A 26636-nucleotide genomic window follows, 5' to 3' on the forward strand; every position below is an offset into this window, starting at 1 on the left:
CATACAAATGAAAAATATAAAAATATATCTAACAGCCTTGCTAACCGCTACTTTACTAAGTTGCGAAAGTGAATTGGAACTTAATCCAAAACAAAGTGTAGATAGTAATTCAGCATTATCAAATGAAGAAGGCATAAAACAACTTCTTGTTGGGGCATATGCCAACTTAGCCAATGGATCGCTATACGGTGGACGCACTCAAATCATGGGAGATTTATTAGGTGCTAGTGATAACGAAGATCTTGCACATGTCTTTTGGTGGGGAACTTTTGCTGGGTTTAATGACATCTATTACAAAACCATTCTTAATGACAATACTTTTGCTGAGGATTTATACCGTGAGAGCTATGATGTGATCAACGCTACCAACATTGTAATTGAAAATGCGGATAAAATTTCAGATCCAAACAATAGAAAAAAGGCAATTGCTGAAGCAAAATTCATCCAAGCTTTAGTATATTTTGACTTAGTACGTTTCTTCGCTTTGCCCTACGAAAATGGAAAAACTAACTCACAATTAGGAGTCGTAATTCGCACAAAAGCAATCTACAACTATCTTGGAGTTGATCTATCTGCCGAAAGAAATACCGTTGAAGAAGTATATGCATTAGTCGTAAATAATTTAAAAGCATCCATTACTGATTTACCTAGTACAAATGGAATTTTTGCAAATAAATATGCAGCTGAGGCTTTATTGGCAAGAGTGTATTTGCAACAACAAAAATATCCAGAAGCTTTGGCTAGTGCAAACAATGTAATCAATAGTGGTAATTACAATTTATCTGCAAATTTAATTGCAACCTATAACCATGCTGCTGATCAACCAGAAGATGTTTTTTCTATTCAAATCACAAAACAAAATGGTGATAACCAAATAAACAACTCCTACGCATCTACACAAAATGGCGGTAGAGGTGGAGATATTTCTATAGGACCTGGTTACTTCGATCTATTTACTGATTCCAATGATAAAAGACAAGATTTTTATTATGAAAATGATTTTGGAGACGCATTAACTTCAAAATACAAAGACCAATTTGCCAATGTATCCCTTATTCGTTTGGCCGAACTGTTATTAATTAGAGCTGAAGCTAATATTAGATTAAATTCTGCAGTTGGTGACACACCAGCAAATGATTTAAACAAAATCAGAAATCGTTCAGGAGCAGGCAACATAGCTACCCCAACTTTAGCAAATGTATTAACAGAAAGAAAATTAGAATTAGCTTTCGAAGGATTTTGGATTCATGATGCCAAGAGAAACAAAGAAGATGTTATTGGTGAAGATTTAGTTTACAAATATAATGATCCTCGTTTAGTGCTTCCAATTCCATTACGAGAATTGAACACCAACAAAAAAATCACTCAAAATCCTGGATATTAATATTTTTTTTTGAATTAGTTTTTCTAAACCACTCCAACATTCGGAGTGGTTTTTTTTGTATATATCAAATAAAAACCAACATTTACTTGAGCAAAAAAAAAGCTTAAAATCAGAGCGATTTTAAGCTTTTTCAACCAAATAAATATAAAAAACCTACTTACTCAATGGGCAACAACAAAGTTGAAGTAACCGCCTCAAGAACCTGAAATGCCGTCTCTGCCATTTTATTCCCTTTGGTATCCAACAAAGGATTCACCTCAACTACTTCAATACAAACTACTTTTTTGGTTTTAATAATTTGATCTATTATAGCAATCACTTCATGTTGATCAAATCCTTTGGCTACTGGTGTCCCTGTTCCATACGAAATCAAGTCGCAATCCATCGAATCAACATCAAAGGATATATACAAAACTTCGCAATGCGACAGCTTTACTAAAGCTTCTGCCACACAAGTTTCTAAACCTCTATAACGTACTTCGTCTACTTTATAATTGCGAATAGACAGTCGCTCCATTTGTTGATCTTCTGCTTCTTCAGTATCACGAACTCCAAAATACATCAAATTTTCTGGCTGAATTTTAGGTCCTTTGTACCCTATTTGCTTCATTTCTTCCCAATACTTTTGAGTATCAGGATCTACAGCATTTGTTTTAGAAGCCAAATTATCATTTGCCAATGCTGCTGCCAAAGGCATTCCGTGAATATTCCCAGAAGGTGACGTATAAGGCGAATGCAAATCGGCGTGGGCATCAATCCAAATCACCCCAACATTTTGCTCTGGAAATGCAGATTTTATCCCGCTAATGGTTCCTAAAGCCGAAGAGTGGTCTCCTGAAAGCACAATAGGAAAATAATCCTTTAAGTTTTTCTGAATCGAGTTGTTCAAACGAATACACTGCTCCACTACGTGTTCGATACGCTTGGCTACTGTACTTCTATCTTTATCATAAATCGACTCGTTGTGCGTTTTAATATCTTCAAAAGGAAACTGGTTAAAATAATCACTTCCTTGATTGATAGCTGCAATTTCAATAGCGTCTACCCCTAAATCAGAGCCACGAGTACCCGCCCCGATATCGGATCTATTTTTAATTAATTTAATAGGCTTCATACAACTTCCTAGATAAAGTCATTTAACGCTTTTTCAATAATCGCTAAACACTCTTGAATTTGCTCTTCGGAAATAACCAATGGTGGTGCAAAACGAATTTTGTTCCCGTGAGTGGGTTTGGCCAACAAACCATAATCTCTAAATCGTAAACAAATATCCCAAGCCAAATCAGAATCTTCATCGCTGTTGATAACAATAGCATTCAACAAACCTTTTCCTCTTACCAAAGTGATCAAAGGATTTTTGGCAGCTATATCATTTAAACCTTGTCTTAGTATGTTTCCTAAACGATCTGCGTTAGCAGCTAAATTCTCATCTTTTATCACTTCCAAAGCAGCAATAGCCACGGCAGCAGCCACTGGATTTCCACCAAAAGTAGAACCGTGTTGCCCTGGTTTAATCACATTCATAATCTCATTATTGGCCAAAACTGCCGATACTGGATACACTCCCCCAGAAATGGCTTTTCCGAGAATAAGAATATCTGGTTTTACCTCAGGTGTTTTTTCACACCCTTTTTCACAAGAACAATTTCCGCAAGTAGCCAATAAACGACCGGTACGAGCGATTCCTGTTTGTACTTCATCGGCAATGAAAAGAGCATTATGCGCTTCACAAAGTGCTTTAGCTTTAGCCAAATACCCTTCAGAAGGTACATATACTCCTGCTTCACCTTGGATAGGCTCCACTAAAAAACCAGCAATGTTAGGTGAAGATTGCAACGCTTTTTCTAATGCATCGATATCATCATAAGGTATTCTGATAAAACCTTCGGTGAATGGACCAAAACTTTTACGCGCTCCTTCATCATTAGAAAAAGAAATAATAGTAGTTGTTCTTCCGTGGAAATTATTTTCGCAAACAATCACTTGTGCTTGATTCTCTGGAATACCTTTCACTTCATACGCCCATTTACGGCATAATTTTAAAGCCGTTTCTACTGCTTCTGCACCAGTATTCATTGGTAAAACTTTGTCAAAGCCGAAATAATCCGTAATATATTCTTCGAATACGCCTAATTTATCATTATGAAAAGCACGAGAAGTTAAGGTTAACTTTTGAGCTTGCTCAATCATTGCTCCAATAATTTTTGGATGACAATGTCCTTGATTCACCGCGGAGTAGGCCGATAGAAAATCAAAGTATTTTTTGCCGTCAACATCCCAAACATAAACTCCTTCTCCACGTTCTAAAACTACCGGTAACGGATGATAATTATGGGCTCCAAATTGGTTTTCTTTTTCGATTAAAACTTCCGATTTTGAAGAAAGTATTAGTTCAGATTGTATCATTTTTTTGGTCTTTAATTTATATCTATAAAGCAAAAATACTAATTTTATTTAAAAATAGGATAAAAAAAATGTATTTTGACTTAATATTTTAAAAATAAAAACAAATTTTCGTTTTTTTATAAATATATAAAGTCATTTTGTTATTTTTGAAGTCTCATTTGTACTAAAACTTTGAAATGAAATAAAAATAATTACTTTTATAAAGAATATAAAAAGTGATTTTAACTTTAAAAAAGCCTTTCGAAATGGAAATATTAGACGAATTTGACATTAATATCATTAAAGAATTAGAAAAAGATGGCCGTATGGCGTACTCTGCCATTGCTTCCAATCTCAAAATTTCAAACACCATGGTTCACCAACGAATTAATAGGTTAATGGACCAAGGTGTACTAACCGGAATCAAACCCGTAATTAATGAAAAAAAAATCGGCTATGACTGGGGTGCCTTTACTGGTATCACTTTAAACAAAGATGCCGATTCTAAACGTGTAATCGATGAATTAAAGAAAATACCTGAAATAACCGAATGCTATTTCATTACAGGCTCATTTACCTTATATATCAAAATGATTGCAAAAGATCATGAGCACATGAGAAAGTTACTTTACGAAAAAATAGATAATATTCCCGGTATTGCCAAAACCGATTCTATTATCGAGTTAGGGTGTGCCTTTAAACGCAATGTAACCTTATAAACCACTAAATAATGTTCCCTGATTTTCTAACCAAACCAACCAAAAATGGCGTTTTACTAACTTCTTCTTTTCTTTTATCGTTCAGTTTATTAGCCTGCAGTAGTGATTCAAACGAACCCGAAAAACCAACTCCAACCCCCGCCTACACTGCTATCCCTTCTTCGATAGGGATTGTTGGAGATCCAAAAGATGTTACAGTAACTACTAGTGCTGGGACCGTTTTAATGGGAGGCTCTACCGATGTAGACGGCGCAATGAAATGGATGATCAATAAAAGCATCGGAGGAGATGTAGTAATCATTAGAGCATCAGGGACAACAGGTTATAATCAATACTTATACGATTTAGTAAAAGTAAATGGCATCCGCCAAGTAAATTCTGTTGAAACCTTACTTATAAATAGTGTAGAACTTGCCAATAATCCAAAAGTAGCGGAACGCATCAAAGAAGCGGAAATGCTTTTCATTGCTGGTGGAGACCAAGCCAATTATATTCGCTTTTGGAGAAACACTCCCGTTGAAGAGGCACTGAATTACCTAATTAATGTGAAAAAAGTACCCGTTGGCGGAACTAGCGCAGGTTGTGCCATTCTTGGTGAAGCCGTTTTTACCGCCGAAAACAACACCATAACTTCCGAGGAAGCGCTTTTAAATCCTTTCAATTCAAAAATTACTTTAGCAAAAAGTGATTTTATCAACAATCCTTTTCTTAAAAATACAATTTCCGACACCCATTATAATAACCCTGATAGAAAAGGCAGACAAATCACTTTTCTAGCACGTTTAGCTACTGAATTTAACTGGCAACAACCCAAAGGAATTGGTGTGCAAGAACAAACAGCCGTTTGTATTGACGAAAATGGTAAAGCGGTAGTTTATGGAACTGGTTTTGCTTATTTTTTGAAAGCCAGTAGTGAAAAACCTGAGAAATGTGTAGCAGGCAGCAAGCTTAATTGGATAAATAATAAGAAAGCCGTTCAAGCCTACCTAATTGGAGGAAAAGAAACTGGAAATGGTTCTTTTGATTTGACCAATTGGACCACTGTTTCTGGTGGAATTTATCAAAACATGTATGTTACTGATGGTGTTCTTTCTATAGAATAGCCCCACCACTCTATTTCTTCTTGAATATTTTTTTACTATTAATACCATTTATTATGCAATTGCCAAAAGTAAGACTAAACCAGCTTTTTATTACCCTACTTTTACTTTCAACCACTATAGTTGAAGCTCAAAAAAGCAAAGGAAAATTATTCATCATTGGTGGCGGAAAACGCTCTGATGTATTGATGAATCAGATGCTAAAAGTAGCTGATTTAAAAACCAAAGACTTTATTGTAGTGCTTCCAATGTCTAGCGAAGAACCCGATAGTGCTTATATTTATTTCAAAAAACAGTTAAGCAAATTAACCCCACACCCTATCGTGATGCTCAATTTTGACAAAACCACAAGTCAGAATAAAGTTCTTACCGATTCGCTTCAAAAAGCCAAACTCATATTCATAAGCGGTGGCGATCAAACCCGTTTTATGGGAGTCGTTCGCGGAACTTCTATTTATGATGCCATTCACAAAGCGCATCAAAACGGCAGTACGATTGCAGGAACTAGCGCTGGTGCAGCTGTGATGTGCGAAAATATGATTACTGGCAACCAAAAATTAGAAACCAAATACACCGAGACCTTTGACAACATCCGTTATGATAATCTTGAAATCAACTCAGGTTTGGGCTTAGTTAAAAACGTCATTATTGACCAACATTTTCTAAAAAGAAGTCGATACAATCGCTTACTAACAGGCTTAGTCGATTTTCCAAATCACATTGGAATTGGAATTGACGAAAGTACTGCCATTGTCGTGAGAGACAAAACCGTAGAAGTCGTAGGCGAAAGCGAAGTCATCGTGGTCAAAAATCCTAAAGAAATCAAGAAAGCGCCAAAGAATCATCTCGTTAGTATCAAATCTTTAGAAATGAGAGTTTTGATTGAAGGTCAAAAATTTAATATTCAATAAAATGAAAACAAAACACTATTGGGCGATTGTTTGGATGCTACTATTGAGTCCCATGACTTCGATTTGGGCACAACAATTAACGGCTTCAGAAGTAAAACGAATGGAGCAACAGGCCAAACAAGTCACCATCATCAGAGACAATTGGGGCATTGCCCACGTGTACGGAAAAACCGATGCTGATGCTGTTTTTGGGATGTTGTATGCCCAATGCGAAGACGACTTTAAGCGTGTCGAGATGAACTATATTGATAAGTTAGGACGTTTGGCCGAAGTAAAAGGTGCTGGTGTTTTGTACAACGATTTAGAAACCCGTTTACTTATTGACGCAGAAGAAGCCAAAGCCGATTACAAAAAAGCAACACCTTGGCTCAAAAAACTAATGAACAGTTATGCGGATGCCATCAAATATTACTTGTACAAGCATCCTGAAGTAAAACCATTATTGCTAACTCGTTTTGAACCTTGGTTTCCTTTACTTTGGACCGATGGCAGTATTGGCGCAATTAGCACCGCCGATTTAAGTACGGGCGAACTAAAAGCTTTTTACTCTGGCAACAACGACAAAGTTGCTTACATAGAAAGAGACGTAAATGTGCAAACAGGCTCCAATGGATTTGCTATTGCACCTTCAAAATCGGTGACGGGTAATGCGCTTTTGTACATCAATCCACACACTACTTTTTATTTCAGACCCGAAATCCAAATCAGTAGCCAAGAAGGACTGAACGCCTACGGAGCAGTGACTTGGGGACAGTTTTTTATTTACCAAGGTTTTAATGAAAACTGTGGCTGGATGCATACTTCTTCAAATGTAGATGTAGCCGATATGTATGCAGAAAAAATAGTCGAGCAAAAAGGAAAACTATTTTATGAATACGATGGAAAATTATTGCCTGTAAAAGAAAAAAAAATCGTTCTAAAGTATTTGGATAAAGGACAAATGGCTTCCAAAACAATCAAGACCTATTTTACGATTCACGGTCCGATTATGGCTAAGCGAGACGGAAAATGGATTAGTTTGAAATCCAAAAACCGCAATATGGAAAGTTTGGTGCAAAGTTGGGTGAGAACCAAATCAAAGGATTTCAAGGATTACCAAAAAGCGATGGATTTAAAAGCCAACACGTCTAACAATACGGTCTATGCCGACAACAAAGGAAACATTGCCTATTGGCACGGAAACTTTATTCCGATGCGCGACAAAAGTCTCAATTGGGCCAAAGTAGTCGATGGCACCACTTCCAAAACCCAATGGAAAGGTTTGCATCCAGTATCCGAAACCGTGCATTTGTACAATCCAAGTAACGGATGGCTCCAAAATTGTAACTCCACTCCCTATTCTGTAGCAGGCAACAATAGCCCAAAAGAATCCAACTATTTGCCGTATATGGCGCCTGACGGGGAAAACTTTAGAGGAATCAATGCCGTTCGTATTTTTAACCAAGACAAAAAATACACCTTAGACAACTTGATTGCGGATGGTTACGACACCAAACTGTCAGCCTTTGAAACATTACTTCCTGCTTTGATTGCCAATTTTGAAAAAGACGCTAAAGCTCAAGAACCCAAATTCAAAGATTTGGAAGCTCCTATTCAAGTATTGGAAAATTGGAATTATTACTCTAATGCAAACTCTGTGGCGACTACCTTGGCCAATGAATGGGCGTTCAAGTTGAATCCAATTTTACAAAAAGTCTACATTGACGAAGGCGAAAAAGACCAAGTAGAAAATATGACCGAGTTTGCCAAAACAGCGGGCATTAATGATATGTTGCCACAATTAAGAGCAGTTGTTCAAGAACTGCAAGCCAAATTTGGAAAATGGGAAATTCCGTGGGGCGACATCAACCGTTTTCAACGTCCTTCGGGAGCTATTGATTTAACCTATGACGACAACCAAGAAAGTTTAGCAATGGGTACCGCTTCTGTATTGTGGGGAAGTTTACCTGCTTTCAAAAGTTCGTACCAAAACAACAGCAAAAAACGATATGGTTACAACGGCAACAGCTTTATTTGCGCGGTTGAATTTGGTCCAAAGATAAAAGCAAAGTCTTTATTGGCAGGAGGAAATTCGGGAGACCCAAACTCGAAACACTTTTTTGACCAAGCCAAAATGTATCAAAACGTCCAATTCAAAGACGTTTTATTCTACAAAGAAGACGTCCAAAAAAATGCTGAGAAAACCTATCATCCTGGTGAGTAATCCCAATCTATACTTGAAATGCCCTTGTAAATTTTTCACGAGGGTGTTTTTTTTATTACTCATTTAAAATAACATACCTAGCCGCAAATTGTTAGTAAATCATAGTAAAAAATAATATGCGCTTTTTTTGTAAATAAATAACATACATTAAAATTTAATTTACGAATTTGCAATAAATAAAAATTAGCATTAGTAACCATATTAACCCACAACACTATCAAAATAATTTGCGAATTTGCGGTAAATAAAATTAGTGCATTCGTGGCCATACAAACCACAGCTTTCTCTAAAATTATTTGCGAATTTGCGGTAATCAAACAACACACTTAAAAAAAATAACCGCAACGATTAACAAAAATAATTTAGTGTATTCGTGGCCATACTAACCCACTACATCATCTAAAATAATTTGAATCTGCGTTAAATAAAATCCTTAAAAATGATCCAAAAAGCACTAGTATGTGCTGTACTTGTTAGCCTTTCCTGTACAGCGCAAAACAAAACCAAAGCAGCGCCTATACAAAAATACCTTGCCACCATTACCCAAACCGACCTGAAAAAACACCTCACTATCGTTGCCTCCGATGAAATGGAAGGACGCGACACAGGAACCGAAGGCCAAAAAAAAGCCGGTCGCTATCTCATCGAACAATACAAGAAAAATGGTATTTCGTTTCCCGATGGTGCCACCGACTATTACCAAAAAGTACCCGCCGAGTTCATGAAATCCAATTATGGCCCAAAACTCAACGATTCCGAAAACATTTGGGCCTTCATCAAAGGAACTGAAAAACCAGACGAAATCTTGGTCATTTCTGCCCATTACGACCATGTTGGCGTTAAAAATGGTGACGTTTACAACGGTGCCGACGACGATGGCTCAGGAACCGTGGCACTTTTAGAAATCGCGCAAGCCTTTCAACTGGCAAAAAAACAAGGTCACGGTCCAAAACGTTCCATCTTAATTTTGCATGTTACAGGCGAAGAACACGGCTTGCACGGCTCTCGTTATTATGCCAAAAACCCATTATTTCCTTTAAAAAATACCATTGCCGACATCAACATTGACATGATTGGGCGACGCGATTTTGACCATCCCAAAACCAACAATTATGTGTACGTTATCGGTGCCGATAGATTGTCGAGTCAGCTACACGACATCACCGTGGCCGCCAACGAAAAATACACCCAATTGGATTTGGATTTCAAATACAACGACAAGAAGGACCCCAATCATTTTTATGAGCGTTCCGACCATTACAACTTCGCTAAAAATGGCATCCCGTCAGTATTTTTGTTCAATGGCGTACACGAAGACTACCATAAAAAAACCGATGAAGTCAGCAAAATCGAGTTTGATGCCCTAGCCAAAAGAACCCAATTGGCCTTTGCTATGGCTTGGGAATTGGCCAACAGACCCGAACGCATCGTGGTAGACAAACCTCTACAATAGTTTTATTCTAAGGAGCAGGAAATACAGGCTTTTTTGGCCAGCAAAGGATGCCGCTGCTGTCGGGGCTAAAAGGAAACATTTTTGATGATTTGTAAGAAAAAATTATATTTTTGAACAATCATAAAGCAAGTCTACTACGTTCGGTGTGAATAGACTAAAATTGATAATCACTTGTATAACAACATCAGCGAGAATGACAATTACTCAAAAAAAAACATTTAAAATCATAGCGCTCCTATTGCTGGCCTTTACTTTTCAATTTTCAAAAGCCCAAATAACCCTTAGCAATAATGTTGGGACAACACTAATTAGGACGGATATGTATTCTTGTCCTGAAGAAGAAACTTGGGGTAAAGTATTTAAGTTATCTGATTTTGGCATTGCTCCCAATGAACAATTTGTTATCAAGTCAGGCCAGATAGGAATTGCTCAATCAGATATTGGTTCACAATTATATTTTTCAGTATACATTGTTGATGAAAGATTTCCTGCCATATATAATTCCAACTGGGATAAGCCTATATTAGGGTCAACGGGCGGTAAAGCTACCAAAGCCATAAATGGAAATCCAGAAATAATGCATTTCGATTTTGAGCAACCAATCATTGTGCCTGCTGGTATTCAAAAAATTTTGGTAGTAGTCGATAAAACAAGAGATTATACCAATAATACAATTGCTAAAGTTTTTGTAGCTGGCACAACAGAGGACAAAGGAGTGTCATGGTATAAAGGTTGTAATGATAACCAACGTTTAGTGCCAACGACGGATTTAAATATCCCTGTACCCAATGCGAATTTTTATATAACTGTAAAAGGCGATGTTTTTAATTCAAAAAGTCAGGGATCTGTTACCCGATTATCACACAATGTATGCGACGATTTGGTAAAAACAGATATGTATGCTTGTTCTCAGCAAAATTTTTATTGGGCTAGAGATTTTGACTTAAAAGATTTTGGCATATCACCCAAAGAAGAATTCACAATTACTTCTGGGCAGGTTGCCGTAAATGGAACTGCATGGGGAGCTAATGCCAAATTTAATATTTACAAAATCGACGCTAATTTTCCAACATCTTTTTCTGAAACTAATCTAATTGGAAGTAGTCAAATTGCTGACCTTCCTCGAGTTATCGGCAGGGAATCTCAGATAATGCAAATGGACTTTACTACACCTGTAAAGATACCTGCAGGTATTGAAAAAATATTAGTTGAAGTAGAAGTTGGAGGTGGATCATTAGGTGTTTTCATAGCTGGATCTACACAAGACAATGGCACTTCATGGTTTAAAGGTTGTAATCGCTCACCTAATATTGGATACAATCAATATTTCTCTACAGCCGATGATGGAATTACAAATGCCAATTTCTACATCAATGTAACTGGAAATGTAAAAAACATTTCAAATCATTTCGAAATGAATTTCACCAATATCTGCTCTGAATTTCTAAAAGAGTTTAGCATTGATGATGAGTCAAAAATAGCTTCAATTGTCTGGAATTTTGGAGATCCAGCTTCAGGAATACAAAATAATTCCACAGATTTATCTCCTTTTCACGATTTTTCAATAGATGGAAAATATACAGTTACTGCCACCATTATTGGAAAAGATGGTACAGTAGAAATTTTAACCGAAATAATTGATATAAAAGAACCACCAAAAGCATATGGAATCAACAATATTTATGCATGTGAAAATGAAGCCGCTACGGGCATTTCAAAATCTTTTGATGTTTCTATGATCACACAACAAGTTTTAAGTGGGCAAACGGATAAAGTCGTTACATTCATAGATGGAAAAGGAAATAAGTATACATCATTACCAAATCCTTTTACTAATAGCATAAAAGATAAAGAGACAATAACAGTTAGAGTAAGTCATAAGGATAATCTATGCTGTTACTCTGAAACTACTTTTGATTTAATTGTAAAACCGTTACCAAAACTACTTACTGTTTCTGATCTCATTATATGTGACAACGATACCGATGGTATTGGACAATTTAATTTAAAGCCTATAGAAAATTTAATTATTGGAAGTGCTACAGATATAAAAGTAGAATTTTATCATGAAAACGGACAAAAAATTGTAGCTCCATTAACTGCAATTCCAAATTTAATAATCAATGAAGAAAAAATAAAAGTAAAGGCCATAAATACAAATACAAATTGTTATAATGAATCAAGTTTTAAATTAATAGTAAGTGTTTTACCAAAAGCAAATTCATTACAAGAAATTATTGGTTGTGATGATAATAATGATGGTATTTCGGAATATTTTGACACTTCAAATATAGCGTCCAACGTTTTAGGAAATCAAACAGGAATGGAGGTGAGTTACTACGACATTTATGGAAATCAACTTCCAAGTCCTTTACCCAATCCATTTACTAACACTATAGTAAACAAGGAGATTATTACAGTAAGGGTTACAAATCCACAAACAAAATGTTATACCGAAACATTTTTAAACTTAATAACATCAACTAAACCACTAATTAATCAACCAAAAACATTATACGCTTGCGATGAAGGGAACGGGTTTTCTTATTTTGACACAGCAGCTATTGAAAGTCAATTGATAGCAAACAAAACGGGATACCGTATATTATATAGAGACGACAATGGAAATAAATTGCCAAGTCCTTTACCAATAAAATACCAAAATACGGTTGCGTGGTCTCAAACTATTACTGTACGAGTTGAGAATGAATCTAATCCACTATGTTTTTCTGAAACTAGTTGTAAACTAGTTGTAAATGAGTTGCCAAAAATTGATTTAGAAAAAGAATACTTTTTATGTGATTTAGAACCTTCTTTAAAAATCACAACTGATTCTGATTTAGATACTTGGGAATGGACAAATGAGGATAATTCAATTATTTCAAATTCTTTTCAAGCAAATTTAGTAGCTGCCGGACAATACATACTTAAAGTTTCTAAAATAAATAATGGAATAAATTGTGAAAATTCATTTTCATTCACTCTAATTCGCTCAACTTTGCCTAAAATTGTCGAGGTAAAAATTCAAGATATGTCACAAAACAATTATATTGAAATTAAAACCTCTGGTGATGGTGAGTTTGAATATTCTATTGATGGAATTAATTTCCAAAACAACAACACTTTTAATAACATTTCTGGAGGAGTCTATGAGGTTCAAGTTAGAGATAAAAAAGGTTGTGGTTTTGATAAAAGAGAAATTGTCCTGGTAGATTATCCTAAATTTTTCACTCCTAATAATGATGGATATAATGATTATTGGCAAATCTTAGGCATAGAAAAATTTCCTGAATCAATTACAAGCATCTATGATCGCTATGGAAAACTTCTAAAAAAATTAACATTTAAAGATTCAGGTTGGGACGGAACTTTAAATGGGGAAAAATTATTTGCTACAGATTATTGGTTTACTGTCGAACTAGGTAATGGAAGAAATTTTAAAGGCCATTTTTCACTTAAGCGGTAATTCAAATTGTACTTACACCCGCTCCACAATAGCCAACTAATTTGTCGCTCTAGCTGTAAAAATATCTCCAACTTCGCAACATTATGGTTTTGTGTTGTACTCCTTGTAACGTCAAAAATCTCCCTAAAATTGATTTGCAAAGTTTGAATAGGAATGGGCTTTAGCCCATTCTTTAAAATAAGTTTTGTGTTGGGCTTTAGCCAAAATCTATATCATCTCACTAAAGCAAAATGCAATTCAATATAATACTCTCTCCACAAAGACCGATGAATTCATCCTTCAATCTGCAAACATTTCCTTTCCGAGCAAATTTAAAATTCGTAATTAATTAAAAATAAGGTGTTGTAAAAAATCACTGCTGTTTGGGTTCTGCCTCCTAGATAAAAATCACAAAAAAGTTATTGAATATTTTCAATTAAAATAATCCATCTAAAAACTTTTCATCTTCAAAAAAGAATAAAACCAAACGAATAATTCCTAACAATACTACAAAATACAAGCACAACAATTACTCCTATCACCTAAATTCTTACCTTAAAGGAAACCCTAATCTTAAAAAAAATTCATACTTTTGAAACTCAAAAAAAACAACCATATGGCAACAGTAACATTAGGTGGAAATCCAATTCACACTTCAGGAGAGCTTCCAAAAGTAGGAAGCAAATTAGTAGATTTTAAACTGATTCAAAATGACTTATCAGTAGCTTCACTAGCTAATTTTGCTGGTAAAAAATTAGTTTTAAACATCTTCCCAAGTATCGACACCGGAACTTGTGCTACCTCAGTTAGAAAATTCAACGAAAGCGCAAGTACCCTAGACAACACCGTTGTTTTGTGTATTTCTAGAGATTTACCTTTTGCTCAAAAACGTTTTTGTGGTGCTGAAGGATTAGAAAACGTAATCAATTTATCTGATTTCCAAGTGGGTAGTTTTGGTAAAGCAAATGGTTTAGAAATTACGGATGGCCCGTTGACTGGTTTACACTCAAGAGCAATCATCGTTGTTAATGAAAATGGAATTATTACGCACACAGAACAAGTTTCAGAAATTGCTAACGAACCCAATTACGAAGCGGCATTAGCTGTACTATAAATACTATATGGAATTTCAAAAAGACAATTCTTTTGTAACCGGAAGATTAAAAAGTGTTACCTATGCCTTCAAAGGCGCCCTAAAATTGATTAGTACAGAGCATAGTATTATGGTTCAATTTTCAATTGGAATACTCATTAGTATTTTAGGTGCTATAATGAAAATTTCGGCTACGGAGTGGTTGTTTCAAACCTTTGCTATTGGTCTAGTAATGAGTATTGAGGGTTTAAACACCGCTGTTGAAAAAATAGCCGATTTTATTCATCCAAGCTACAGTAAGAGAATTGGTTTTATAAAAGATATTGCTGCAGGATCTGTTTTCTTTGCAGCAATTACTGCTATCATTATAGGTTTAATCATTTACATCCCAAAATTCATTTAGGCATACTTTAAAATAAGAATGGCAAAATCAAACAAAAAAAACACCGCAGCATCCGCGGCTGATACTACAACTCCAAATGTCCCTTTTTGGGAATTATCCAAGCAAAGAAAACTAATAATAGGCAGTATATTGATTTTATTTTCAATAGGTCTTTTAGTTTCCTTTGTTTCCTTTTTTCTTCACGGACACGAAGATCAAAGTGCCATCAATACCATGACGGATCGATCAGAAGTGGTACAAAATTGGCTAGGAAAAATTGGTGCTTTTTTAGCAGATGCTCTCATTTACAAAGGGTTTGGCATTGCCTCTTTTCTCTATGTGCGTTTACTTTTTTTGACTGGATTATTTTTATTTTTAAACCTTAAACTAAACAAGCTCAAATCCATTTGGTTTTGGGATTTATTTCTAATAGTTATTTTAGCTGTACTACTCGGTTTTTTCTTTGATTCGATACCCGAATTAGGAGGAACTGTAGGCTACGAAGTCAATCTTTTACTACAAGATTATTTAGGGAAAACAGGTACTTTGTTGCTGCTATTATTTGGCGTATTGATTTACTTGATTTTTAAATTGAAAATTTCTCCCGAGAAAATTCAAAATATCTTTCTATCAACCAAAGAAGAAATCAAACAAGAAATAGCCAGTAGTGCTTATGCTCAAGATAGCGGAAGCGCCTACAATTTAGAAGAATTTGCTCTCGAAGAAGAGGTTATGACCGATGACACTCTTCATTTAAAAACAACTGGGTCACAATTTGAAATCAATAAAGAAGCACTAAAACCAACCATTAGCAATTCGTCTGAAATTAATTTGGATCTGCAAGTTAAACCTAAACCAGAGCCTCTCTCGGTATCGCCAGAAGTAATTGCAACGAATGATAATGCCTTTGTAATTGAAAAAGCGGCAGAGGAAACCATTATCGAAGAAAACTTAGCCTCTCGCCTAGTTTCAGATTTTGGCTTGTTCGACCCAACTTTGGATTTGTCGCACTACAAATACCCTACACTAGATTTATTAAAAGAATATTCTACGGGAGGCATTACCATCAACCAAGAAGAATTAGAAGAAAACAAAAACAAGATTGTCGAAACTTTACGCAATTACAAAATTGAAATTGCACAAATTAAAGCTACCGTTGGCCCATCGGTTACCTTGTACGAAATTGTACCCGAAGCCGGTATTAGAATTTCGAAAATTAAAAGCTTAGAAGATGACATTGCCTTATCACTTTCGGCTTTAGGCATTCGTATCATTGCCCCAATTCCAGGAAAAGGAACCATTGGAATTGAAGTTCCGAATAAGAATCCGACCATGGTTTCGATGAAAAGTGTGATTGGTGCTGCTAAATTTCAAGAAGCTGAAATGGAGTTGCCGATCGCTTTAGGAAAAACCATTTCAAACGAAACCTTCGTAGTTGATTTGGCCAAAATGCCTCACTTACTAATGGCTGGTGCGACTGGACAAGGAAAATCTGTAGGGTTAAATGCGGTTTTAACTTCGCTTTTATACAAGAAACATCCGGCAGAAGTGAAGTTTGTATTGGTCGATCCTAAAAAAGTAGAGCTAACCCTTTTTAATAAAATAGAAAGACATTATTTAGCCAAATTACCCGATACCGAAGACGCCATTATTACCGATAATGCTAAAGTTGTTGCGACTTTAAATTCGCTTTGCGTAGAGATGGACAATCGTTATTCGTTGTTGAAAGATGCCATGGTGCGTAACATTAAAGAATATAACGAAAAATTCAAATCTAGAAAATTAAATCCCGAATTAGGTCACCGCTTTCTGCCTTATATCGTATTGGTGGTCGACGAGTTTGCCGATTTGATTATGACCGCTGGCAAGGAAGTAGAAGTACCTATTGCTCGTTTGGCTCAATTGGCACGTGCCATCGGAATCCATTTGATCATTGCCACCCAAAGACCATCGGTAAACGTAATTACAGGTTTAATTAAAGCGAATTTTCCCGCTCGTATTGCGTTTCGAGTGACTTCAAAAATCGACTCTAGAACCATTTTAGACACCCAAGGCGCCGATCAATTAATAGGTCGAGGCGATTTATTATACACTAACGGAAATGATGTGGTACGTGTACAATGTGCCTTTATTGACACTCCGGAAGTAGAAAAAATAACCGAATTTATCGGATCACAGAAGGCGTATGCTACTGCTTATTTACTACCTGAGTTCGTAGGAGAAGAAAGTGGCATTAATCTTGATGTAGATGTTTCCGAAAGAGATCCCTTATTTAGAGAAGCCGCAGAAATCATTGTAAATGCCCAACAAGGTTCTGCTTCTTTATTACAACGCAAACTCAAACTTGGCTACAATAGAGCAGGAAGATTAATAGACCAATTAGAAGCCGCAGGAATTGTGGGCTCATTTGAAGGCAGCAAAGCACGAAATGTAAATATATCGGATATGAGTTCTCTTGATCATTTTTTCAACAACGAACTAAACAATTAAAACAATGTTACTTAGTCTTAAAAAAAACACACACAACACACTGAAATCCAATTTTAAAACCCTTTTAAACTACAGTACGTTAGCCTGCTTCTTGCTTTTTAATTCGTTTACATTTCAAGCGCAAGATAAAAAAGCCAAAGATTTACTAGATCAGGTTACTGCCAAAGTCAAAAGCTACAAAAACATTACTATTGATTTCAAATACAGTTTACAAAACGCAAAAGAAAACATCAATCAAGACAGTAAAGGAAATGTTACCCTAAATGGCAACATGTATGTGTTGAATTTCATGGGTGTAACCAAATTGTTCGATGGTAAAAAAACATACACCATCGTTCCTGAAGATGAAGAAATTACCGTTTCAAAACTGAATGAAAATGACGATAACGCGATTACGCCTTCAAAAATGTTGACTTTTTTCAATTCAGGTTACAAGTACTCTATGGATATTGTTCAAAATGTAAGAGGCCGTAAAATTCAGTACATCAAATTAATCCCGAACAATACCAAAGACCAACGTAAAGAAATATTATTAGGAATTGACATTCAAACCAAACACATTTACAATTTGATTGAAATTGGCAAAAAAGGCACCAAAACCACCTTAACGGTGAATTCTTTCAAAACAAATCAACCATTATCAAAAAATCAATTTACCTTTGTTCCGAGTAAATACCCCAATTACTACATTAACAAATTAGATTAAACTTAGGTGAAGATACTTGACAAATATTTATTAAAATCATTTTTGGTTACATTTACAACGGTTTTTGTTATCCTTTTTTTTATTTTTATTCTTCAAACCGTTTGGCTATTCATTACTGAATTAGCAGGAAAAGACTTGGATTTAATCATGGTTGTTAAATTCTTACTTTTTTCAATGCCAAGAATCATTCCTTTAGTTTTGCCTTTATCCGTATTATTGGCTTCCATTATGACTTTTGGTAGTTTTTCAGAAAATTATGAATTGGCCGCCATCAAGTCCTCAGGAATTTCACTACAACGATGCTTTAGAACCCTAATTGTTTTTATAACACTGTTAAGTATCGTGGCTTTCATGTTTGCCAACAGTGTCATTCCTTATGCTGAATACAAATTCATAAGCTTCAGAAGAAATATTGCTCAAGTAAAACCTGCGTTAGCCATTGCCGAAGGACAATTTAACACCGTAGGCATTTACAACATAAAAGTGAACAAAAAATCAGGTGAAAAAGGCAACCTACTCTCTGATGTCACTATTCACAAAAAATCGATTATGGGCGATGGTAACAAAACAGTTATCAAAGCCAAAACAGGTGAATTAATTAGCAACGAAGCCTCTAACCTACTTCAATTAGTTTTGAAAGACGGTTATTACTACGAAGATGTTATCCCTAAAAAATACGAAGACCGAGACAAAATGCCTTTTGTAAAAAGCGCCTTCAAAAAAGACATTATCAATATCGACTTGTCAAAATTGAACACACCTACAGTAGAGGAAACCAAAGAAACCAATACAAAAGGAATGCTTGATGTGGCCGAGTTGAGATATACTATTGATTCCTTAACCAAAAACAAGGCGACAGAGCTAAAATCGTTCACTGAAAACATCAGTCAAAAAACAGCAACATCACTGATATCAACTCCAATTACTGCAAATGATACTTTAGAAAAAAGAAAAATCATCAACAGTAAGGATCCTTTAGCTATGTTTACAATCGACGAAAAAGCTTCTATCTTTAAAAATGCATTAGCCAATACTCAAAGTACTGTATTTTCGATAGATGGAACCCTTTCGGATCTAAAAATGAAGCAAAAAAACATCAATGCACATGAATTTGTCATTTATGAAAAGTTCGTAATCGCCTTTGCTTGCTTTTTAATGTTTTTCATCGGAGCACCCTTAGGAGCCATTATTCGCAAAGGAGGCATTGGACTTCCGATAGTTTTTGCAGTATTAATTTTTATAACCTTTCACTTCATCAACACTTTTGGCAAAAGAGTCTCACAAGAAGATGGACTCACACCTTTTGTTGGCGCTTGGATGTCCTCGTTTATATTAACTCCCCTAGCCATTTTACTAACCTACAGAGCTATAAACGATATCGGAATCATCAATTTGGATCGTATAACAGAACCTTTTCAAAAATTGGTCAAAAAAATATTTCCCTCTAAAAACTAACACTACACATGGTAGCAGACAAAATACAACTCAATACAATTGAAGAAGCCATCGAAGACATTCGTCAAGGCAAAGTGATCATCGTAGTAGATGATGAAGATCGTGAAAATGAAGGCGATTTTTTGGCCGCCGCCGAAAAAGTAACTCCTGAAATGATCAATTTTATGGCCACTCACGGTCGTGGATTGATTTGCGCGCCCTTAACAGAAAGTCGTTGTAAAGAATTAGGCCTTCATGTTATGGTGAGCAACAACACCGACCCAATGGAAACCGCATTTACTGTTTCGGTAGATTTGAGAGGTAATGGCGTAACCACTGGAATTTCGGCATCAGACAGAGCCAAAACAATCCTTTCGTTCGTAGATTCAAACACCAAACCACACGACCTAGCCAGACCGGGACACATTTTCCCGCTTATCGCCAAACAAGGCGGTGTTTTGAGAAGAACTGGACACACGGAAGCTGCTATTGATTTTGCCCGTTTAGCAGGCTTTAAATCTGCTGGAGTCATTGTCGAAATCATGAACGAAGACGGCAGCATGGCACGTTTACCACAATTAGTCAAAGTCGCCAAAAAGTTTGACTTAAAATTAGTTTCTATCGAAGCTTTGGTCGCTTACAGAATGCAACACGATAGTTTGATTGTCAAAAAAGAGGATTTTGACATTCAGACTCGTTTCGGTACTTTTAGATTACGTGCCTACCAACAAACCACCAATAAACAAGTTCATATTGCCTTAACCAAAGGCACTTGGAATACAGGCGAATCTATTTTGACTAGAATCAATTCTTCACAAGTTAATAACGATTTATTAGGCACCTTGACCAATAATGCCGATAAACAGTTAGACGACATGTTTACCATCATCAATAAAGAAGGCAAAGGCGCAGTGATTTTTGTCAATCAAGACATGCAAGCTATCAACCTTTTAAGCCGAATTGCCGAACTAAAAGAACTACAAGCCAGCGGAGAGCTAAAAGCACCAAAAATTAAAATTGACAGTAAAGATTTTGGTATTGGCGCACAAATTCTTCACGACTTAGACATTTCAAAAATTCGTTTGGTAACCAATACCGCCCAAGGAAAGCGTGTAGGAATGATTGGTTACGGTCTTGAAATTACCGAATATGTAAGTTATTAAACTAAGGACTCTTTTTTTTTATTTTTTTCACACTTGTAAATCAAACAGTATGAAACACTTAAAAAAAACTTCAAAAAGCAACCGTAATTTTTTTAAAAATACGCTTGCACAACCAAAAAAGAGTCTTATATTTGCACTCGCAATCACGAACTGATAGCAACATATTGGAGGAATGGCAGAGCGGTCGAATGCGGCAGTCTTGAAAACTGTTGACTGTAACAGGTCCGGGGGTTCGAATCCCTCTTCCTCCGCCAGCTGAAAAGCAAATTGAATTAAAACCCTTTAAATCCTATGATTTAAAGGGTTTTTTAATTAGTACCCTTTACTAATCATTCAAAATTTCACATTTTAAAGGAGTACTTCATTTTATAAATTCAAAATGCCTGGACATAAATAGCATCTATCAATATCTTTGTACATTCACAAACTATATGCTTTTACATATAAAAAAATAATATTTACACAAACTATATGCTTTAACATATAATTTAGTATATTTGTTTATAATCAATGCAAAAGCATATAATCATGAACACACTGGCTAATTTTGTAAAAGAGAAAAGAAACGAGGTAAAACTAACGCAGGAAGCCTTTGCAGAGCGCGCTGGAGTGGCACTGACCGTGATTCGAAAAATAGAACAGGGTAAAGAGAACCTGAATTTGGAAAAAGTGAATCAAGTACTCAAAATGTTTGGACATACCTTAGCACCAGTTAACGCAAGAGAATTATCAAAAAATGAAGCACAAGGAGCATGAGAAAAGCGGCCATATATTACAAAGAATACCTAGCTGGAATACTCACTGAAACCAATGAAGGGGAATACACTTTTCAATATGAGGAAACGTACGTACAAGATCATCCAAAAGAATGCCTCTCGCTAACGATGCCTGTCAGCGTCAAAATGTATACTGAAAAACGATTATTCCCATTTTTTGAAGGACTAATTCCCGAAGGCTGGCTATTGGACATTGCTTCCAAAAGCTGGAAAATCAATCCAAACGACCGCATGGGACTACTGCTGGCTTGTTGCCAAAATTGTATCGGAGCGGTCAGTGTACAACCAATACCAAACGATAATGAGTAAGAAATGTTTACATTGTTATCAGTCATTGAACGATACTAACGTTGGCGATTTTCACGAGCAGTGCAGTGTCGTTTTTTTTGGTACCGAGCAACAACCGATCTTTGAACACTCGCTAAAACAAATGGCGGAGCTGGCCAAAAATGTGGTGGAGAGGAGCGTGGCCGTTCCGGGAGTGCAACCCAAATTATCCTTATCCATTGTAAGCGACACCATAAATGATGGCAATAAAGGCCGACTAACCGTAGTAGGTGCTTTGGGAGGAAATTACATTTTTAAACCGCCCTCAGACCACTTTTCCGAAATGCCCGAAAACGAACATGTTACCATGCGCATCGCCGAAGCTTTTGGCATCAACACGGTAAAATCAAGCTTGATCCGATTGCAATCAGGCGAACTCTCCTATATCACTAAACGTATCGACAGAACGGATACAGGAGAGAAGATCCACATGCTCGATATGTTCCAAATCACCGAAGCATTCGATAAATACAAAAGCTCGATGGAAAAAATTGGTAAAGCATTGCACGAGTATTCCGATAACACCCTGCTCGACAAATTGTACTTTCTAGAATTGGGTATTTTTAGTTTCCTGACCGGAAACAACGACATGCATTTGAAGAACTTTTCCATGATCTATTCCAACGATACCTGGACACTATCTCCTGCCTACGATTTATTAAATGTAGCCATTGTCAACCCAGACGACACCGAAGAGTTAGCCCTAACATTAGAAGGAAAAAAGAAAAAACTCAAATGGGAACATTTCGAAAGATTAGGAATTGGCCTAGGACTAAACCAAAAGCAATTGAAAGGCATAGCCAAACGCTTCCAAAAAAACAAACCCATAGCCATCAGATGGATTGATCATTCCTTTCTGTCTCAAGAGTACAAAGAAAAATACAAAACAGTGTTAGAGGAAAGGTATCGCATCTTGTTTCATGAGGAATAACCAAATGCTTTTTTTATAATTTTATACTTCTTGATAAAAAGTTAAGAGCAGTTATAAGTAAGTAAAAGCCCGATCAAAGCTATAGATAGAGTATGAAAACAGAAAACAAGAGGCTGTGTATCTACCCAAAAGACATAAAACGTATCACCGGCAAAAGTTATCGTCAAAGCATTCGTTTATTACAAAAAATCAGAACGAAGCTTAACAAGCAAGAAAATGAGTTCTTCTCCATCGAAGAGTTTTGCCAATACACCTGCCTAAAAGTTGAACAGGTTCAACCTTTAATTTTAGGGTAAAGACAAGAGTAACTTGTTCATTAAATAGTTAACTATGCCCTATAGTTTTATGACATTATTCAAATAAAATTTGATTAATTGTTCGTGAAATTGTTTTATCAACAAGAAGTAAATGCCACTAAATTTAAAGGGGTACAATTCGGGGTAGTTGAGTAAATCAGTTAGCACAAATCGTAGTATATATGCGGTTTAGGGTTTTTAAACAAATCCCTCTTCCTCCGCGAAAAGCACCTCAACGAGGTGCTTTTTTCATTTTAATACTTTCGCGCTATTGTATAGGATCAACACCAGAAACTTGGAGTCCCAATATCTAGTTAACCCAAGAATAAAAACTACACTACTATCTCATTCAAAAGAGTAAAAGACAAAAGATACAACCCTGAGTTAATTCTAATCTCTTATCAATTGCTACGCTCTTTTCATATATTTTAAGGTTTCCCGCCTTTCTCTTCCATAAAATTTCGGTACTTTTAGCGCTATTTTATATTCATTTTAATACAAAACAGTACTTGCTTCATGGCAGCCGAACAAAAACAAAAGTTAGAACAACAACTATGGAATATTGCCAACACCCTTCGCGGGAAAATGGATGCCGATGATTTCAGAGATTACATATTAGGGTTTATTTTTTACAAGTACTTAAGTACAAAGATGGACTTGTATGCCAACACCATTCTGCAACCCGATGGATTAACCTTTCAGGACATTGAAGGACATGCAGAAGAAGCCGCAATTTTAGAAGAAATCAAACAATTAGCTTTAGACAAATTAGGTTACTTTTTATTGCCATCGGAATTGTTTTCAGAATTGGCACGCAGAGGCAACGCAGGCGGTAAAAACAATTTTATCTTGGGCGATTTGTCCAAAGTATTGACACATATTGAGCAAAGTACTATGGGTTCCGAAAGTGAAGAAGATTTTGGAAACCTCTTTTCTGACCTCGATTTGACTTCGCACAAACTTGGAAAATCCGAAGCCGACAAAAACGAGCTCATTGTAAAAGTCCTCGTGCATCTCGACGAAATCGACTTTGATTTAGAAAATACCGATAGCGATGTGCTGGGCGATGCCTACGAATATTTGATTGGGCAATTTGCTAGTGGCGCTGGAAAAAAAGCTGGCGAATTCTACACGCCCCAACAAGTAAGTAGCATTTTGGCTCAGCTTGTGACCGTTGGCAAAGACCAACTCAAAAGCGTTTACGACCCTACTTGTGGTTCGGGTTCCTTATTGTTGCGTGTAGCCAAAGAAGTAAAAGACGTCAGCGCTTTTTACGGACAAGAAATGAATCCTACGACCTACAACCTCTGTCGTATGAACATGATTATGCACGATGTGCATTACAAACGCTTTGACATCAAAAACGAAGATACCTTAGAACGCCCACAACATTACGATTTGCGTTTTGAAGCCATTGTAGCCAATCCGCCGTTCTCGGCCAATTGGTCTGCGAGTCCTTTGTTCATGAACGACGACCGTTTCTCCGCCTACGGAAAACTAGCGCCAAATTCCAAAGCCGATTTTGCCTTTGTGCAACACATGGTACACCAACTAGACGAAAACGGGACCATGGCCATAGTGCTCCCACACGGCGTGCTGTTTCGTGGCGGTGCCGAAGGACACATACGCGAATATTTGATCAAAGAGAAAAATTACCTCGATGCCGTAATTGGGCTACCCGCCAATATTTTTTATGGTACCAGCATCCCGACTTGTATTTTGGTATTGAAGAAAAAACGAACCGATCCCGAAAACATTTTGTTTATAGACGCCAGCCAACATTACGAAAAGGTAAAAACCCAAAACGTATTGCGCAAAGAAGATATTGACAAAATAATCGAAACCTATAAAAACCGCACCGAGGAAAAGAAATATTCGCATATCGCCGCCATTTCCGGCAATCGTACAGACGCCATGAATCGTACAGACGCCATGCATGGCGTCTCTTCAAGCATCGCCGAAAATGATTATAATTTAAATATCCCTCGCTATGTAGACACCTTCGAGGAAGAAGACGCCATAGACCTACAAGCCATAACAGAGGAATTGCGCACCTTAGCCACCCAAAGCAAAACAACCGATGCTACCATTGCCGATTTTTGTACCGAATTAGGAATCGAAACCCCATTTTAATCATGAATACCAATTTGTACACACAAGAGTATTGGGGCGTTCCCCGCCAGAAAAAGGCGGGTCGGGCTATCCGTTACAATCTTTTTTGCCCGAAAAAAGGCAAAAAAGGATTTTCACTTCTATCCCTAACGCAAAAAAATACCTGCCATGAATAAGCTAAAGGTACCACAATTGCGATTTCCTGGGTTTGATGGGGAATGGGAATTGAATTTACTAGGAAATACGTGTATAGTTAAAACCGGAGGCAGTGATACGCAAGATAGAACTGAAGATGGTCTCTATCCATTTTATGTAAGATCAAATACTGTTGAAAGAATTAATACTTTTTCATATGATGGTGAAGCAATTTTAACTTCAGGTGATGGTGTTGGAGTTGGAAAAAACTTTCATTACATAAATGGGAAATTTGATTATCATCAAAGGGTTTATGCTCTAAGAGAATTTAAAAAAGACTACAGTGGAAAGTTTATATATCAAGTATTTAAGGAACAGTTTTATAAAAGGGTAATTAAATTAAGTGCAAAAAACTCGGTCGACTCTGTTCGTATGAGTATGATTACTGAAATGGAAATTTCATTCCCAACCCTCCCCGAGCAACAAAAAATAGCATCCTTTTTAAGTGCGGTCGATGAAAAAATACAGCAATTGTCCCGCAAAAAAGAATTATTAGAACAATACAAAAAAGGCGCCATGCAACAATTGTTCTCAGGCAAATTGCGCTTCAAAGACGAGAATGGAAAGGACTATCCGGATTGGGAGGAGAAAAAGTTGGGGGAGGTTCTTAAAATCGGAAGCGGTAAAGATTATAAACATTTAGACGAGGGTAATATTCCTGTCTTCGGAACAGGTGGTTATATGCTATCAGTAAATAAATTTCTTCATAGTGGTGAAACCGTATTTATTGGCAGAAAAGGAACAATTGATAAACCTTTTTATTTCAAAGGTGATTTCTGGACAGTAGACACTTTATTTTATACACATTCGTTTAAAAATACTATTCCAAAATTTATCTATTGTGTATTCCAACAGATTAATTGGAAATTACATAATGAAGCATCAGGTGTACCAAGTTTATCAAAATCAACAATTGAAAAATTGAGATTTGATTTTCCTTGCATTCCAGAACAACAAAAAATCGCCAATTTTTTATCCAGCATCGATGCCAAAATAGAAAACACGCATAGCGAATTAGAAAAAACACAAGGATTTAAAAAAGGATTGTTGCAAAAAATGTTCGTGTAGAGACGCGATGCATCGCGTCTGTACGGTACGTTGGTGAATATGCGTTGTAGATGCGATGCGTCG

At 36.3% G+C, this 26636-nt stretch carries 21 protein-coding genes and 1 tRNA gene; 20 read left to right on the forward strand and 2 right to left on the reverse strand.

Annotated elements, in window-relative coordinates:
- Positions 1–7: 7 nt before the first annotated feature.
- Complete coding sequence (locus BXU11_RS08765; protein WP_078212255.1) at positions 8–1384, forward strand: RagB/SusD family nutrient uptake outer membrane protein; 1377 nt, start codon at positions 8–10, stop codon at positions 1382–1384.
- 157 nt (positions 1385–1541) lie between these two features.
- Here the strand turns inward: BXU11_RS08765 and BXU11_RS08770 are convergent, their stop codons facing one another.
- Entirely contained in the window at positions 1542–2498 is a 957-nt protein-coding gene (locus BXU11_RS08770; RefSeq protein WP_078212257.1) for an arginase, read from the reverse strand.
- 8 nt (positions 2499–2506) lie between these two features.
- Positions 2507–3790, reverse strand: a complete 1284-nt coding sequence (gene rocD / locus BXU11_RS08775; protein ID WP_078212259.1) for an ornithine--oxo-acid transaminase — start codon at positions 3788–3790, stop codon at positions 2507–2509.
- A 245-nt stretch (positions 3791–4035) separates the two neighbouring features.
- Between rocD and BXU11_RS08780 the strand changes: the two genes are divergently transcribed.
- The 19 genes from BXU11_RS08780 (at position 4036) to BXU11_RS08875 (ending at position 26573) form a co-directional block, all read left to right on the forward strand.
- A complete protein-coding gene (locus BXU11_RS08780; RefSeq protein WP_024980089.1) occupies positions 4036–4488 on the forward strand; it encodes an Lrp/AsnC family transcriptional regulator in 453 nt (150 codons plus the stop codon).
- Positions 4489–4499: 11 nt separating this feature from the next.
- The gene (locus tag BXU11_RS08785) at positions 4500–5591 is read left to right on the forward strand and encodes a cyanophycinase (RefSeq protein ID WP_078212261.1); all 1092 of its coding nucleotides are present in this window, start codon (positions 4500–4502) and stop codon (positions 5589–5591) included.
- 53 nt (positions 5592–5644) lie between these two features.
- Positions 5645–6499, forward strand: a complete 855-nt coding sequence (locus BXU11_RS08790; RefSeq protein WP_078212263.1) for a cyanophycinase — start codon at positions 5645–5647, stop codon at positions 6497–6499.
- 1 nt (position 6500) lies between these two features.
- Positions 6501–8702 carry a penicillin acylase family protein gene (locus tag BXU11_RS08795; RefSeq protein ID WP_078212265.1) on the forward strand — a complete coding sequence of 734 codons (2202 nt, stop codon included), beginning with the start codon at positions 6501–6503 and terminating at the stop codon, positions 8700–8702.
- A 439-nt stretch (positions 8703–9141) separates the two neighbouring features.
- A complete protein-coding gene (locus tag BXU11_RS08805) occupies positions 9142–10155 on the forward strand; it encodes a M28 family metallopeptidase (RefSeq protein WP_139363479.1) in 1014 nt (337 codons plus the stop codon).
- 193 nt (positions 10156–10348) lie between these two features.
- The gene (locus BXU11_RS08810; protein ID WP_139363480.1) at positions 10349–13621 is read left to right on the forward strand and encodes a T9SS type B sorting domain-containing protein; all 3273 of its coding nucleotides are present in this window, start codon (positions 10349–10351) and stop codon (positions 13619–13621) included.
- A 595-nt stretch (positions 13622–14216) separates the two neighbouring features.
- A complete protein-coding gene (gene tpx / locus BXU11_RS08815) occupies positions 14217–14714 on the forward strand; it encodes a thiol peroxidase (protein ID WP_024980101.1) in 498 nt (165 codons plus the stop codon).
- A gap of 7 nt (positions 14715–14721) precedes the next feature.
- Complete coding sequence (locus BXU11_RS08820) at positions 14722–15096, forward strand: diacylglycerol kinase family protein (RefSeq protein ID WP_024980102.1); 375 nt, start codon at positions 14722–14724, stop codon at positions 15094–15096.
- Between the two features lie 18 nt (positions 15097–15114).
- The gene (locus tag BXU11_RS08825; protein ID WP_078212269.1) at positions 15115–17565 is read left to right on the forward strand and encodes a DNA translocase FtsK; all 2451 of its coding nucleotides are present in this window, start codon (positions 15115–15117) and stop codon (positions 17563–17565) included.
- A gap of 4 nt (positions 17566–17569) precedes the next feature.
- A complete protein-coding gene (locus BXU11_RS08830; protein WP_024980104.1) occupies positions 17570–18271 on the forward strand; it encodes an outer membrane lipoprotein carrier protein LolA in 702 nt (233 codons plus the stop codon).
- A gap of 6 nt (positions 18272–18277) precedes the next feature.
- Positions 18278–19726 (forward strand): LptF/LptG family permease, encoded by a 1449-nt coding sequence (locus BXU11_RS08835; RefSeq protein WP_078212272.1) that lies wholly within the window; start codon positions 18278–18280, stop codon positions 19724–19726.
- 8 nt (positions 19727–19734) lie between these two features.
- Complete coding sequence (ribB, locus tag BXU11_RS08840) at positions 19735–20868, forward strand: 3,4-dihydroxy-2-butanone-4-phosphate synthase (RefSeq protein WP_024980106.1); 1134 nt, start codon at positions 19735–19737, stop codon at positions 20866–20868.
- A gap of 166 nt (positions 20869–21034) precedes the next feature.
- Positions 21035–21122 (forward strand) — tRNA-Ser (locus BXU11_RS08845).
- Positions 21123–21396: 274 nt separating this feature from the next.
- Complete coding sequence (locus tag BXU11_RS08850; protein ID WP_024980137.1) at positions 21397–21624, forward strand: type II toxin-antitoxin system Y4mF family antitoxin; 228 nt, start codon at positions 21397–21399, stop codon at positions 21622–21624.
- On the forward strand, positions 21621–21953 hold the full coding sequence (locus tag BXU11_RS08855) for a HipA N-terminal domain-containing protein (RefSeq protein WP_078212274.1): 333 nt from the start codon (positions 21621–21623) through the stop codon (positions 21951–21953). The genes BXU11_RS08850 and BXU11_RS08855 overlap by 4 nt, the downstream gene beginning before the upstream one ends.
- Positions 21946–22902 (forward strand): HipA domain-containing protein, encoded by a 957-nt coding sequence (locus BXU11_RS08860; protein WP_024980139.1) that lies wholly within the window; start codon positions 21946–21948, stop codon positions 22900–22902. The genes BXU11_RS08855 and BXU11_RS08860 overlap by 8 nt, the downstream gene beginning before the upstream one ends.
- 92 nt (positions 22903–22994) lie before the next feature.
- Positions 22995–23198: a hypothetical protein gene (locus BXU11_RS08865; protein ID WP_074917582.1), complete on the forward strand. Its 204-nt coding sequence runs from the start codon at positions 22995–22997 to the stop codon at positions 23196–23198.
- 516 nt (positions 23199–23714) lie between these two features.
- The gene (locus BXU11_RS08870; RefSeq protein ID WP_078212276.1) at positions 23715–25331 is read left to right on the forward strand and encodes a type I restriction-modification system subunit M; all 1617 of its coding nucleotides are present in this window, start codon (positions 23715–23717) and stop codon (positions 25329–25331) included.
- Positions 25332–25478: 147 nt separating this feature from the next.
- Positions 25479–26573 carry a restriction endonuclease subunit S gene (locus BXU11_RS08875; protein ID WP_078212278.1) on the forward strand — a complete coding sequence of 365 codons (1095 nt, stop codon included), beginning with the start codon at positions 25479–25481 and terminating at the stop codon, positions 26571–26573.
- The last annotated feature ends 63 nt before the right edge of the window (positions 26574–26636 follow it).

This window comes from Flavobacterium sp. LM5, assembly GCF_002017945.1.
Taxonomy (GTDB): domain Bacteria; phylum Bacteroidota; class Bacteroidia; order Flavobacteriales; family Flavobacteriaceae; genus Flavobacterium; species Flavobacterium succinicans.